At 33.4% G+C, this 13,407-nt stretch carries 13 protein-coding genes; 11 read left to right on the top strand and 2 right to left on the bottom strand.

Annotated features, from left to right (window positions below; translation table 11 throughout):
• Window positions 1–196 precede the first annotated feature (196 nt).
• The 5 genes from LAB100_RS09535 (at window position 197) to LAB100_RS09515 (ending at window position 4,436) form a co-directional block, all read left to right on the top strand.
• Window positions 197–700 (top strand): DoxX family membrane protein, encoded by a 504-nt coding sequence (locus tag LAB100_RS09535; RefSeq protein WP_119327292.1) that lies wholly within the window; start codon window positions 197–199, stop codon window positions 698–700.
• Between the two features lie 143 nt (window positions 701–843).
• Entirely contained in the window at window positions 844–1,386 is a 543-nt protein-coding gene (locus LAB100_RS09530) for a GNAT family N-acetyltransferase (protein WP_119327291.1), read from the top strand.
• A 62-nt stretch (window positions 1,387–1,448) separates the two neighbouring features.
• Window positions 1,449–2,294 (top strand): aldo/keto reductase, encoded by an 846-nt coding sequence (locus LAB100_RS09525; protein ID WP_119327290.1) that lies wholly within the window; start codon window positions 1,449–1,451, stop codon window positions 2,292–2,294.
• Between the two features lie 320 nt (window positions 2,295–2,614).
• Window positions 2,615–3,679, top strand: coding sequence for a baeRF8 domain-containing protein (locus LAB100_RS09520; RefSeq protein ID WP_119327289.1), 1,065 nt, complete (start codon window positions 2,615–2,617; stop codon window positions 3,677–3,679).
• A 145-nt stretch (window positions 3,680–3,824) separates the two neighbouring features.
• On the top strand, window positions 3,825–4,436 hold the full coding sequence (locus LAB100_RS09515) for an NAD(P)H-binding protein (RefSeq protein WP_119327288.1): 612 nt from the start codon (window positions 3,825–3,827) through the stop codon (window positions 4,434–4,436).
• Between the two features lie 87 nt (window positions 4,437–4,523).
• On the opposite strand, the gene LAB100_RS09510 is transcribed toward LAB100_RS09515, so the two are convergent.
• Window positions 4,524–5,099 carry a sugar O-acetyltransferase gene (locus tag LAB100_RS09510; RefSeq protein ID WP_119327287.1) on the bottom strand — a complete coding sequence of 192 codons (576 nt, stop codon included), beginning with the start codon at window positions 5,097–5,099 and terminating at the stop codon, window positions 4,524–4,526.
• Between the two features lie 144 nt (window positions 5,100–5,243).
• Here LAB100_RS09510 and LAB100_RS09505 point away from each other — a divergent pair, with 144 nt between their 5' ends.
• Both LAB100_RS09505 and LAB100_RS09500 read left to right on the top strand, forming a co-directional pair.
• On the top strand, window positions 5,244–5,696 hold the full coding sequence (locus tag LAB100_RS09505; RefSeq protein WP_119327286.1) for a flavodoxin: 453 nt from the start codon (window positions 5,244–5,246) through the stop codon (window positions 5,694–5,696).
• A gap of 441 nt (window positions 5,697–6,137) precedes the next feature.
• Complete coding sequence (locus LAB100_RS09500; RefSeq protein WP_119327285.1) at window positions 6,138–6,626, top strand: hypothetical protein; 489 nt, start codon at window positions 6,138–6,140, stop codon at window positions 6,624–6,626.
• A 218-nt stretch (window positions 6,627–6,844) separates the two neighbouring features.
• Here the strand turns inward: LAB100_RS09500 and LAB100_RS09495 are convergent, their stop codons facing one another.
• Window positions 6,845–7,069 carry a helix-turn-helix domain-containing protein gene (locus tag LAB100_RS09495; protein ID WP_119327284.1) on the bottom strand — a complete coding sequence of 75 codons (225 nt, stop codon included), beginning with the start codon at window positions 7,067–7,069 and terminating at the stop codon, window positions 6,845–6,847.
• A gap of 151 nt (window positions 7,070–7,220) precedes the next feature.
• On the opposite strand from LAB100_RS09495, the gene LAB100_RS09490 reads away from it, so the two are divergent.
• The 4 genes from LAB100_RS09490 to LAB100_RS09475 all read left to right on the top strand — a co-directional run bounded on the left by LAB100_RS09490 (window position 7,221) and on the right by LAB100_RS09475 (window position 13,386).
• Window positions 7,221–7,475: a RodZ family helix-turn-helix domain-containing protein gene (locus tag LAB100_RS09490; RefSeq protein ID WP_126322036.1), complete on the top strand. Its 255-nt coding sequence runs from the start codon at window positions 7,221–7,223 to the stop codon at window positions 7,473–7,475.
• A 235-nt stretch (window positions 7,476–7,710) separates the two neighbouring features.
• On the top strand, window positions 7,711–10,041 hold the full coding sequence (locus LAB100_RS09485) for a glycoside hydrolase family 65 protein (protein ID WP_119327282.1): 2,331 nt from the start codon (window positions 7,711–7,713) through the stop codon (window positions 10,039–10,041).
• Between the two features lie 70 nt (window positions 10,042–10,111).
• Window positions 10,112–10,921 carry an SDR family NAD(P)-dependent oxidoreductase gene (locus tag LAB100_RS09480; RefSeq protein ID WP_119327281.1) on the top strand — a complete coding sequence of 270 codons (810 nt, stop codon included), beginning with the start codon at window positions 10,112–10,114 and terminating at the stop codon, window positions 10,919–10,921.
• Between the two features lie 155 nt (window positions 10,922–11,076).
• Window positions 11,077–13,386 (top strand): glycosyl hydrolase family 65 domain-containing protein, encoded by a 2,310-nt coding sequence (locus tag LAB100_RS09475; RefSeq protein ID WP_119327280.1) that lies wholly within the window; start codon window positions 11,077–11,079, stop codon window positions 13,384–13,386.
• The last annotated feature ends 21 nt before the right edge of the window (window positions 13,387–13,407 follow it).

The following is a 13,407-nucleotide window of genomic DNA, read 5'->3' as shown; positions in this document are numbered from 1 at the left end:
AAAGTAGTTGGTGGGAAACTACCCGCGAGGATAGGGAGCTGCCACGCTAATGATAAGGGATCAACCAAATGGTTGATTCCTTTTTTTGTGCATTTAAAAAATGGGTCTACAAATATAGTCTAAAACAACATCGTTTGGTGAAATTGGAAGTATAATGAAGGAGTAAAGAGCTATAGAGAAAGGGGGAAATATTACTATGGTAAAATTTTTACGTACCAATAAAGTTGCTTCAATTATTTTAGCTATTATTAGAATTTATTTAGGTGTCTTATGGACGATGGCCGGATGGGAAAAGATTACTGGCGGTGCATCTGGTGCTGTAAAGGGCTTACTTAGTAACGCTATTAAAAATCCAGTTAAAGGTCCTACAGGTAAAGTACTTTATCCTTGGTTCAATGACATGTTGAGCGCTATATTGCCTCACTATAAAGGAATGAGTTTGATGGTGTCGTGGGGTGAATTTCTTGTTGGACTAGGTTTAATCTTCGGTTGTTTAACAACAGCAGCTGTATTCTTTGGATTAATGATGAACTTTTCATATATGTTGGCCGGAGCTATTTCAGTTAACCCTGAATATATTTTCCTAGAATATTTCATTATTATTGCTGGATTCAATGCAGGTAAGATTGGATTGGACTATTGGGTTATTCCTTGGATCAGAACCAATATCTTTAAACAGAAGAAAAGTTCAGAGATTTAAGACTAAATGGCTATATGTTGACTGATGTAATTATCTTGCATTGGTCTTTTTTTATTAACTAAGAGTTTTGAAAAATCATGCCATCAACTTTTGATTAGTCTATAATATTCACTTATTAAATCTATTAAGAGAAGGCAGATTGAATGACAAAGATTAGATATGCTACAGAAGATGATGCACAAGAATTATTAGATATTTATGCTCCATATATCACTGATACGACAATAACTTTTGAAACTGTTATTCCATCTGTTGAAAATTTTAAACAGCGCATTCGTGATATATCTGAAAAATTTCCTTATCTAGTTGCTACAGATGATAATGGAAAAATATTAGGTTATGCCTATGCTCACTTGTATGGTCCTAGGGCTGCATATGCATGGACGGTTGAAGCCAGTATATATGTTGACAGAGATTACAAGGGACATGGTTTGGGGACAAGACTTTATCAAACACTAGAGGATATATTAAAACGACAAGGTGTAGTCAATCTAATGGCATGTATTACTGAAGAAAATTCCAACAGCGTTAGATTTCACGAGAAATTCGGTTATCAAAAAGTCGGAACTTTCAAAAAAATTGGCTTCAAGTTTAATCGTTGGTTAGATGTAACTTGGATGCAGAAAACTTTGAATTCACGATCAAACCAAATGACAGAAGTGACTTCATACGATCAACTAAAGTAAATGTTTGACTTAGAGCTAACTCTAAGCTTTATAATCTTCTTATAAATGGAAGGAGCGTTTTTATGACAAAATTAACTGATACTTTTGACATATATAATGGTGTTAAAATTCCTAAGGTAGCTTTTGGTACTTGGCAGATTCCTGCTAGTCAGGCTCGACAAGCGGTCAGAGATGCTATTGAAACGGGCTATCGTCATATCGACACAGCACTCGTTTATGAGAATGAAAAAGAAGTTGGTCAAGGTATTAAAGATTCAGGTGTTAAACGTGAGAATCTTTTTGTAACATCGAAGTTGCCTGCCTCAACTAAGACTTATGATGGTGCTTTACAAGATTTTGAAACAACTATGAAAAATTTGGATTTAGATTATTTAGATCTTTATCTAGTTCACGCTCCATGGCCATGGGATGAGATTGGCGCTAATTATGATGAAGGTAACGTTGAAGTTTGGCGCGCTATGGAAAAGATTTATCAATCCGGACGTGTTAAGGCAATCGGCGTATCTAACTTTAACGTTCATGATTTGGAAAATGTTTTAAAGACGGCAACTGTTAAACCTATGGTTGATCAAATTCAATACTACATTGGTTTTACAGAACCTAAGATCACTGAATTTGCTAAAGAGAATGATATTTTAGTTGAAGCCTATTCACCACTTGCTACGGGTGGATTGATCAACAACAAAGATGTTTTAAAGATTGCTGAAAAATATAATGTCAGCGTACCACAATTGGCAATTGAGTTTGTTATTCAAAATGGTGTATTGCCATTACCAAAGGCGGTTCATAAGGAACACATCATCGCTAATACTAAGTTGGACTTTACTATTAGTGATGAAGATATGAAGACCTTAAATGCAATGCCAGATACAGCACCATCTCATTTCCATAACCCTACACAAGGCTAGAGTAAGTGGAATAAATTTATATGAATAAAAAGTTAGTAATTCAATATGGATTACTGACTTTTTTATTTAAAAATATTAATTAATCTAGCAATAGCAGAAGGTCCTTTAAAGTCCATTGCAGGGGTTTTTAAGAATTGGCTAACAATTAGTGGTACAAGAGAATAAAATTCGTTGAGGAACAAATAATGAGTATTAATACTAAGAACGAACTGTACATGGATCTGAATTTGAAATATATAAAATTAGACAATTTATATTGACCATGCTAATATAAAAGCATACTAATGATAACGATAAGATTTTAGATAAGGAGATGGACTATGAAATTGAAAAACGATAACTTAATGAAACTTTTAACTTCCGATTTAGAACCAAAAATCAGCATTATCTTACCGATTCATCCGGAAACTCCTCAGGCTGAGAGTAATTTGCTCACCTACAAAAATCTTCTAAAGGACGTCAAAAAAGATTTAGAATACAACTATCCACGTCGGGACTGGAATCACGCTGTTGAAAAATTAGATGCACTAACCCTTGATAGAAAATTATGGAACAATGCCAAAAAAGCTTTATTGATTTTTGCCAATAATGAATCCATGGAAATTTGTGAAATGGAACATACAGTTTTGGCTAAGGAACACGTTGGTAGTACTTTCTTGGTTCAAGATCTCTTACTACCTGAGGAAAATATGCAACGTCCGGATTATCTACTCAATATAAGTCGTGATCGAATTAATATCTTTGATATTGATAGCCTAAAAGAAGTTGAATTAGCGGGGATGTACACTAAGTTTTCAGATTACTATTCAGACTTTGATGCCAACTCCAATCTAAACTCCGGTTCGTATGGTGGACTGAATGCAACTTATCATGGACACCGATCGAAAGCTGAAGAACAACAAAAGGATCAAACCATTTATTACCAATATTTAGACAAGAAACTTAGTGAATTGCATCATGAATTAGGATATACCTTTGTATTAACAGGCTTACCAGAAACGTTAGATGTTTACTTAAATTCATATGAAAATAGTAGTTATATCGGAGGAATCATACGCGGTTCAATTGCTAATTTAACTCATGCGGAATTATCCGAAAGAGTGAATGAGTTTTTCGCCTTCGAAAGAGCTGCTGGAATTGAAAAAGTTAAACATGATGTACAAGTAGCCAGTCAAAAAAATCGAGTTGTAAACGACTTAAATATTATTGATTTTGCTTTAAACAATCGGGATGTTAAATCATTAGTTTCGTTTAACGATGGAAGTTCATATTCAGTAGAGCATAATAAATTACTGATTAAATCCTTAATGAATAAAATCAATTGTCGAGTTCTTTATACCCAAGATGACAATCGTTATCCTAGTATGAATGCAATTTTGTACTAAGCTAAAAAGATAAGTTACCGATATTTAAATATATTGGTGGCTTATTTTTTTACGCTTTGTAAACGAAGAGTTCCAGCAAGAATTTTGATAAAGGGGTAGGATAGACGTGTAAAAGCGAAGTAAAACAATCGGAGGTAGAGTAACAATGGCAAATGTTTTGATTATTGGAGCAACAAGTTCAATGGGAGAACTTGCTACTAAATATTTTTTGGACAAAACTGATGATAATATTACTTTGATGGCGCGTTATACGGGATTATTAACAATTGATGAAAAACGTGAACGTGTATTTCAAGGAGACATTATTGACGAGAAGATTTTGGATGATGCGATGAAGGGTATTGATGTGGTTTTAGTATCACTAGATAGCAACGAATCACTTTTGATCCAAAAGATTGTTGATGCAATGGATAAAGAGGGAGTTAAGCGTTTGTTATTCCTTACATCAATGGGCATCTACAATGAAATTCCAGTAACTAATGGTGCATCAGGTAATTTGACGGATGAGAAACTTTTGGCACCATATAAACAGGTTGTTGATTTGATCAAAGATTCTGATTTGAACTATACAATTGTTCGTCCTAGTTGGTTAGACGATGGAAAAGATACTGATAATTACGAAGTAACTCATGATGGTGAGTTGCCAGTTGACGATCAAGTTGCCCGTGGTAGTGTAGCTGATCTTATCGTTCGTCTAGCCCACAATGATAAAATGGGTTCACATGATGATTTAGGAATTGGCCGTAAAGCTAGATAGATAGCAATTATTCTAAAATTTATTTTGCATGAAAAAGACCCTAATGGCTATAAAAAGTCATTAGGGTCTTTTTCATAAAGTTTATTTTTAATCTTTTTTTACAGGTTTATTTTCACGTAGAATTCGAGCTGGACTACCAACAACAATGACGTTGTCAGGAAATGAATGAGTGACAACAGATCCGGCACCAACGATAACGTTATTTCCTAAAGTAACACCAGGTAGGATACTAGCGCTACCGCCGACCCAGACATCGTTTCCAATTGTAATAGGTGAAGTTCTCTCAGCTTCAGTTCGACGAACGGCTGGATCTAAGGGATGTTGAGGAGTATAGAGACCAACTTTAGGGCCAAATTTAACATCATTACCGATTGTGATTTTACCTTCATCACAAAGCATAACATCGTGATTAGCATAGAAATGATCACCAATCGTAATATTTGTTCCATAGCTGAAGTAAATTGTTGGTTCAACGAAGAAGCGGTTACCAACTGACTTCATTAAACTCTTGATCTTAGAATTACGTTCATCATTGTCAGTGATCAAATTGTATTTCATTAATTTATTACGTACATCATTACGTAAATCAGCTAAAGGTTTTGACTCTAAATATAGTTCTCCATTTACCATCTGCTGATACGCAGGGTCTTGTTCAATATCCATTCTAAAAAACATCTCCTAAGTTATTTATATAACAAGCATATCATACCTTGCAAAATTATCTGTTAATTACAGAAAATAGTACTTGTACTAAAGCTAACTTTAGGGTTTAAGATGAATTTAAATAAGAAAATAAGGTGTATATAAATGGCAAATTTAATTATTTATTTTTCACTTTCAAATAATACTAAAAGTGCTGCAGAAAAGATTCATCAATTTATCAAGTCCGATATAGTAAGGCTAGAGCCACAAGTTCCCTATCCAGTGGGATATAGTAATTATGTTCCAATTGCTCAAAAGGAATTTGAAAATCAGATCCATCCAGCAATTAAAACAAAAATTGCTAATTTAGATAAGTACGATACGATTTATCTTGGATATCCGACTTGGAGTGGACAAGTTCCAATGATTTTTCACACGTTATTTGAAAAATATAACTTTATAGGTAAAAAAATTATTCCCTTTACAACTAGTGTTAGTTCACCAATTTCTGAATCAATGACTTCAGTGAAAGAATTAGCTCATGGTAGTGAAGTAACTGATGGTTTAAAATATAACGGAAATGATATTCAATTAAAAGAATTTTTGAATAATAAATAAAAATCGAAGCACTTGGATTGGGAATTATCCAAAAGCTCCGATTTTTTTGAGGTTTTATCAAATTAATTAGTCATTTTATGTGTGTGTAATGTGAGGGATAACTAATTGATTTAGATAATGGACTTTCATTGGCCATCTCGTAAGGAAATAGGCAATGGATGATTTAATTTTACTCTTACTATTAAAACTTGTTTCAATCAATATTTCCATTGATTATCTTAGATTATAATTAATTTTAAATTAATATTCAAGATATAAAAATTAAAAGATTTTAAAAAGATTAATTGAAATGTAATTTCTTATTTCTATTTTTATAAAATTCTATTTTCATAATGATCTATGAATATTTAGTTACTGAAAATGATTGAATGAATGCTTAGTTAATGGCATACTATCCGAACGTGATAGTGGTAATATATCCATGAGAAAAAGGGTGGTAAAATGCGTCACAGTAAAAAAAATAAAAAACCTTTGATTATTACACTTCTTTCTATAGTGGTGATTTTAGTATTGTGTGTAGTATTCTTCTTTCCATTGAATAATACAATTCGTAATGTAACGGGGAATGATACAGCTAGTGACAAGGTCGTGAAGTCTGAATTAGTAAAGAAAGTAAAATCTAAAAAGAATGGTGATCCAACTAGAGATAAAAAAATTGACCGTGCAGCATCAGCTTTGAGTGATAAAAAGATGTCTCAAATTATGTCAGCTGCCGATAATCAACAAAAAGCTGCTAATCTGATCGCAGATTCTTCTTCATTGTCGAAGGAACAATCTCAAAAAGCAGCACAAGAAATTTTTTCAAATGACAACTATTCTGGTTTGAGATCGGCTATTAGTGATGGTAACTGGTATCAAGCCTATCAACAGTACCAAAAACTATCTAATGATGGTGAATTGAATCAATTACAACAAGATATTAGTCAATAATGGTAAAAAAGTATTCTATCAGAGACATATTTGTTCTCTAATAGAATACTTTTTATTTTCACTCAAATTGAATTTTTTAATAAATTACCCAGCTTTGTAGGACTTTAAGATTGACAATATTTCATGTATGTAAATATGTAATTTTTATCGGATTGATGATAGAATAAGTTTTCATTTATATAAAATATATTACTTAACAATATTCCTTTTTAAGGTTTCTATAAGAATTTATTGCTATCTTTTTCCTCAGTATTGTCGTAGAAGAATACTTCAATAGGAATATTATATTTATTATGGATTTGCAAAATTTCTTTCTGAGTAAATCCCAGATTGTCATTTTTGCGACGAATCGTAGAAATGGATTTGTTAAGCAGTTTGGCGATGTCACTCTGCTTGACGTTTTTCAGGGTAAAGTAAGCTTTAAGATATTGGTTGTTGTGCATAATAAGTAGAATCCCCTATTCAAGTTATATTCCTTAATTTAGGAACAAGTTCATGTTAAGCTAGAATCACAAATTTTTCAATATTTTTTTGGAAAAATTCATATTTTAGGTTAAAATATCATATATGAAAGGTATAGGTTGTATTTGGCGTATGATGACAATTGGAAGATATTTACGTACTAAGAGATTCTTTAAAGAACTAACTTTGCAGCAAGTTGTTGATACTGTTCGTGAGAATTACAACTTTTCAACATCAACCTCAGTTTTGAGTGCTATTGAAACCGACAAAAATAAGATTATCGATGGTGAATTGCTGTTTGTACTATCGGATTTGTATGGAATTGATTTGAAGGAATTAAGTGAATTAATTTTAAAGAATCTTCAAGAAAACGGTAATAGAAATTAAATGAAAAAATAAAATAAAGCCAGAAGGCTTATTTTTTCATATAAAAAATAAATTTAATAATCATTTATATATTCATAAAAAGATCAACTCAACTGTGAGATGGTCTTTTTTCTCTTGGTTAAAAGTGATTTCTTTCACATTTTTGTAAAAACGTTTACAATATTTGTGAGGGAGTTTAAACATCTTTTGACATTACTAGTATTGAGGCGAAATTAATTTGATTGGATGATGAGAAATGAAATTTTGCGTAGATACAGATGAGAAAAACAGTTGGTATATCGGAACCGATAATTTTGATCCAATGATGATCAATAAAATAGAAACTTTAATGTTTCAAGGTAACGGATATTTTGGTATTCGAGCAGTATCTGAAGAAAAGCAGTTGCATGAAAGACGTAATATGTTTGTCGCCGGGACTTTTGATAAATTTCCAAGTGAAGTAACTGAATTGCCTAATTTGCCGGATCTATTGAATATGGAATTTAAAATAGACGGTGAAGAGTTGAATTTACAAAATGGTCAGGTTGAAAATTATCATAAATATTTAAATTTACGAAATGGAGAGTTAGTACGTGAGTTTGATTGGATAATCAACAGTAAGCGGGTGACCTTCAAATTCAGAAGATTTATTTCAATGGAAGATAAACATCTATTAGTTTCTAAGGTAGAAATAACCTCTGATCAAGATAATTTAAATATTCAAGTACGTTCAGGAATTGATGGACAACAGTCAAACAGTGAAACCCAGCACTTGATGGAAGGCGACAAACGTCTTTACGAAGGTAAGTTTCTTCAATTAACAGAGGAAAGCCAGCAATCACATATTAAATTTGTTTTTAATACTCTTCATAAAGCTTATGTAGATGAAGTTCTATTGAATAATAAGCCGTACGTTAAAATGGGACGTCGTCAGATTTTTGGCAATTACGATCTTAATTTGAACGGTAATCAAAAGTTTACCTTAGTAAAATATTCTAATCTTTATTCAAGTATTGATCGTGGTTACGAGGACATGGATTTGACGAAGGTATCTGTACAGAAGTTAAAGCGTAATATTCTATCAAACTATAATGAACTTTTACAAAAGTCTGCCAAAGCTTGGGAAAAAAATATTTGGCGGAAAAATTACATCAAGATCGATGCTGACGATATAAGACCACAAGTAGTTATCAACTTTGTGAGATATCAGTTAGCAGCTAATACGCCTCGTGATTCAAGAATGAATATCGGTGCTAAAGGTATAACTGGCGAGGGCTATAAAGGACATACTTTTTGGGATACGGAAGTTTTTATGTTACCATATTATACTTTTACAATGCCAAAGATTGCTCGTAATCTTCTAAAATACAGATATTTAGGGTTAGCTGGAGCTCATAAAAAAGCTCGAGATAACTCATATCAAGGTGCCCAATTCCCTTGGGAGGCAGCATGGCCTAGTGATGGAGAAACCGCACCTCTGTGGGGAAGTGCTGATATTATTACGGGAGAGCCAATGAAGATATGGTCGGGGTTTATTGAACAACATGTAACTAGCGATATTGTTATAGCAATTATGGAATATCTCAATGCTACTAATGATCGTAAATTTGCCGAAGAAATGGGTTATGAAATAATTCTTGATGCTGCTAAATTCTGGAATAGTCGATTAGAGTACAATCAAAAACAAGATCGTTATGAGATTAATGATGTTATTGGACCAGATGAGTACAAGGAACACGCTGATAATAATGCATTTACTAATTATGCGGCTAAGTGGTGTATCGAAAAGGCAATTAAAATTTTTAACCTTTTAAAAGAAGACCGACCTGATATCTATGAAAATTTGAATCAAAAAATGAATTTGGTTGAAGTCTATTCGGATTGGATTGAAAGAATCAATAAGATTTATATTCCTGAGCCTAACGAGCAAGGAGTTATTCCTGAAGACGATGGTTATTTGTTAAAGAAGAAAATTGATGTTACGAGATATCAGAATAATAATCAAGTCAGTGATATTTTTAAAGATTACAATTTAACTCAAATTAATGAAATGCAAGTAACTAAACAGGCTGACGTTTTATTATTAATCTATTTATTTGAGAACTCATTTAGTGATGAGATCAAACGTAGCAATTGGAATTATTATGAACCAAAAACAACACACGATTCTTCATTGTCTTTGTCGACGCATGCAGTTTTAGCCAGTGACTTAGGATATGACAAGAAAGCTTATGATTTTTATGAGAAAGCCTGTGAAACAGATTTGGGTGTCCATATTGGTAAGGCTGTTCAAGGATTGCATATGGCTGCTTGCGGTGGCGTTTGGAATATGACGGTCGAAGGATTCGGTGGTGTCAGAATTGATAATGGCAAATTGAGAATTGAGCCCCATTTGCCAGAACAGTGGCATAGTTTGGAATATCAAATAAATTGGCAAGGTAATTTAGTCCAAGTTAAAACTAATCATGAGGAAACATTGGTATCGGTAATAGGTGATGATATTTCCTTTATTAATCATGGTCAAGAATATCAAGTTTCTGCTAATAATAGTGTCGATATAGAGATTCCTGTAGAAATTCAAGAGTAAGTTGATTTTTTAATGCGTAATTCGATTAATAAGTTAAAATAAATTTATTGATAAGCTTGGAGGAATTTTTATGACACGAGTTGCGATTATTACTGGTATTTCATCTGGTATGGGACGTGCGGCAGCCTTATATTTTAAACAGCAAGGTTTTGAAGTTTATGGCGGTGCTAGACGTGTAGAAAGATTGACAGATTTAAGAGAAAAGGGAATTCATACACAGAAATTGGATGTGACCGATAAATTTTCAGTTCGACAATTAGTTGATCGAACTGTCAGCGAGCAGGGAAGAATTGATGTTTTGATCAATAATGCAGGTTATGGCGAGTATGGACCTTTGGAAGAAGTTCCCATTGAAAATGCTAAAAAACAATTTGACGTCAACTTGTTTGCAGTTGGACAGCTAACGCAATTAGTTTTACCGGTTATGCGTCGTCAAAATTCTGGTCGTATCATCAATGTTTCATCTATTGGAGCTAATGTTTATAGTCCTTTAGGTGGTTGGTATCATGCTACTAAGGCTAGTTTGAATATGTGGAGTGATGTACTGGATTCTGAGGTGAAGAGATTTGGAATCCGTTCAATCATTATTCAGCCTGGTTTAACTAAGTCTGAATGGAGTAAAATTGCTTTTGAAAATGCTAGAAAGAATTTGTTGGATAATTCGCCCTATGATGAATTAGTTGATAAAGTAGAGAAGCTCTTTTCTAAGTTAGGTACTGGAGCAACATCTGAAGATTTAGCCCAGGTATTTTATCATGCCGCAACAGATGCCCATCCGAAGAGAAGATATTATAATTCCGTGGTTGATCACAGTATGGTTATGATTGCCCGGACTATGCCTAATACTTATCGAGTTGTTTTGAATAAATTAATGAAGTAATTGAAGAAATCCTCATGCAGTGACCATCAAGATGGTTGCCTACATGGGGATTTTTACGTTCCGAATCTTTTTTGTTGATTATTATATATTTTATAGTATATTTAGCGTGAGATTTATAATATGTTTAAACAAATAACAATTAAAAGAGATGATTCATGATGTTATTTGGAGTTGCTACTAAACCAGACAATGATTGGTGGATCGGCAGTAATATCCCTGATACGAAAAATCTTAGTAAATATGAATCTTTGATGTTTCAGGGAAATGGTTATTTTGGTATTCGTGGAACCTTAGAAGAAAATTATTTGAATGAAAAACGAGATATGTTTGTTCTAGGAAGTTTCGATAAGTTACAAGGCGAAGCGACGGAACTGCCCAATTTGCCGGACATTGTTAATATCGAAATAATAGTTAATGATCGGGTATTGAGTTTAAATCATGGAAAAGTCACTAATTATCAACGTGGTTTAAATTTGAAAAATGGTGAAATAATTCGTTCATTTGATTGGCAAGTCGGCGAGTGTAAATTACATTTTAAATTTCAAAGGTTTGTTTCGATGCATAACTTGCATTTATTTGTTTCCAAAGTGTCAATTACACCATTAAATAATAACATTCGTCTACAAATTAAATCAGGAATAGATGGACAACAAACTAATAGTGGAGCACAACATTTTTTGGAGGGGAGTAAACGTCTTTTCAATGCTCGTTTTGTGCAAATGCAGACACAAACTCAAGAATCAAAAATTAAGTTTGCTTTGACTGAATATCACCGTTTATTTTTAGAGGATTCAGAATTAACGCTGAATCCTCACCTAATAATTGATCGGCGACGGGTCTGTGCTAACTATTCAGTTGATGTTGAAAAGGGCAAATTATTGAGATTTGTTAAATATGCTACGGTCTTTTCTAGTAAAGATAAAGATTTGGAAGTTAATGTATCAGAGGACTCTTTGAAAGAATTAAAGCGTGTTGGGAGACTTCCTTATCAAACTTTATTGGATGAATCTAGCAAGGTATGGGATGAAAAAATTTGGCAAAAAAGTATGGTAGAAATTTCATCACACAATAATAAACCACAAATAGCCATTAATTATGCTCGGTATCAATTGGTCGCAAATATGCCACATGATTTTGGAATGAATATTGGTGCTAAGGGGATGACGGGTGAAGGATACAAAGGTCATGCTTTTTGGGATACCGAGATCTTCATGTTGCCGTTCTTCATGTTTAATATGCCACACTATGCCTATAACTTACTGGTGTATCGTTATTTGGGATTGATTGGTGCCAAAAGGAAAGCCCATGAGGGCGGCTATAAAGGCGCCCAATATCCATGGGAAGCTGCCATGCCAACGGATGCTGAATCTGCACCTTTGTGGGGCAGTGCGGATATTATAACCGGTGAACCAATGAAAATTCTTTCTGGTGATACTGAGCAACACGTTACTAGTGACGTAGCCTTTGGAGTATCACAATATTTAGTTGCTACCGGGGATGAAGATTTTGCCAAACGAATGGGTTATGAAATAATTTTACAATGTGCCAAATTTTGGGATAGTCGTGTTGAATGGAATGCAGATAAGAATCGGTATGAAATTACGGACGTCATCGGTCCAGATGAATATAAGGAACACTCATCAAACAATGCTTTTACTAATTACTTGGCTCATTGGTGCATGAAAAAAGGTGCGGAGATCATTATTGATCTTCGTCAAAATAATCCCCATGACTATGAGCGTCTTAACATTAAACTAAACTTGAAAAGGCTCCTAAAAGATTTGATTATTAAAGCTTCAAAACTCTATGTACCAGAACCCGATGAAAACGGATTGATCCCACAAGATGATGATTATTTATCATACAAGAAAATCAATGTCGAAAAGTATAAAAAAGCCGATAATACTTCAGAGATTTTTAAGGATTTTGACTTGAAACAATTGGATAAGATTCAAGTGACTAAACAAGCAGATGTGGTTCTATTAATGCTGTTATTTGAAAATGATTTTACTAGAGATACAATCATGGAAAATTGGAATTACTATGAACCTAAGACGACTCATGATTCGTCATTATCCTATCCAGTTCATGCCATCTTGGCCAATGATTTAGGACTTTATGATAAGGCTTTTGATTACTTCGAAAAGAGTTGTCAGACTGATCTGGGAGTGAATATGCAGTCCTCGATTAGAGGAATTCATATGGCAAGTTTGGCAGGAATTTGGAAAGTAGTTGTGGAGGGATTTGGCGGTGTACGAATTGTCCAAAGCAAACTTAAAATTCAACCGCATATTCCTAGTACGTGGAATTCTTTAAGATATTCGATAGTTTGGCACAAGACAAAGGTCCATGTTCATGTAACTCATACTCATTTTTCAGTCCTCACTGATGGAAAATTTAAATTTATTTATCATGATCGAGAATATCAAACAGATGCTGGTGAAAAGCTGATAATTGAGCTTTAAACATAAGTATTTTTCTTAGAA

This window comes from Companilactobacillus musae, from assembly GCF_003967595.1.
Classification (GTDB): domain Bacteria; phylum Bacillota; class Bacilli; order Lactobacillales; family Lactobacillaceae; genus Companilactobacillus; species Companilactobacillus musae.
The sequence above is the reverse complement of the archived record's forward strand: the minus strand, read 5'-3'. Positions and strand labels throughout refer to the sequence as shown.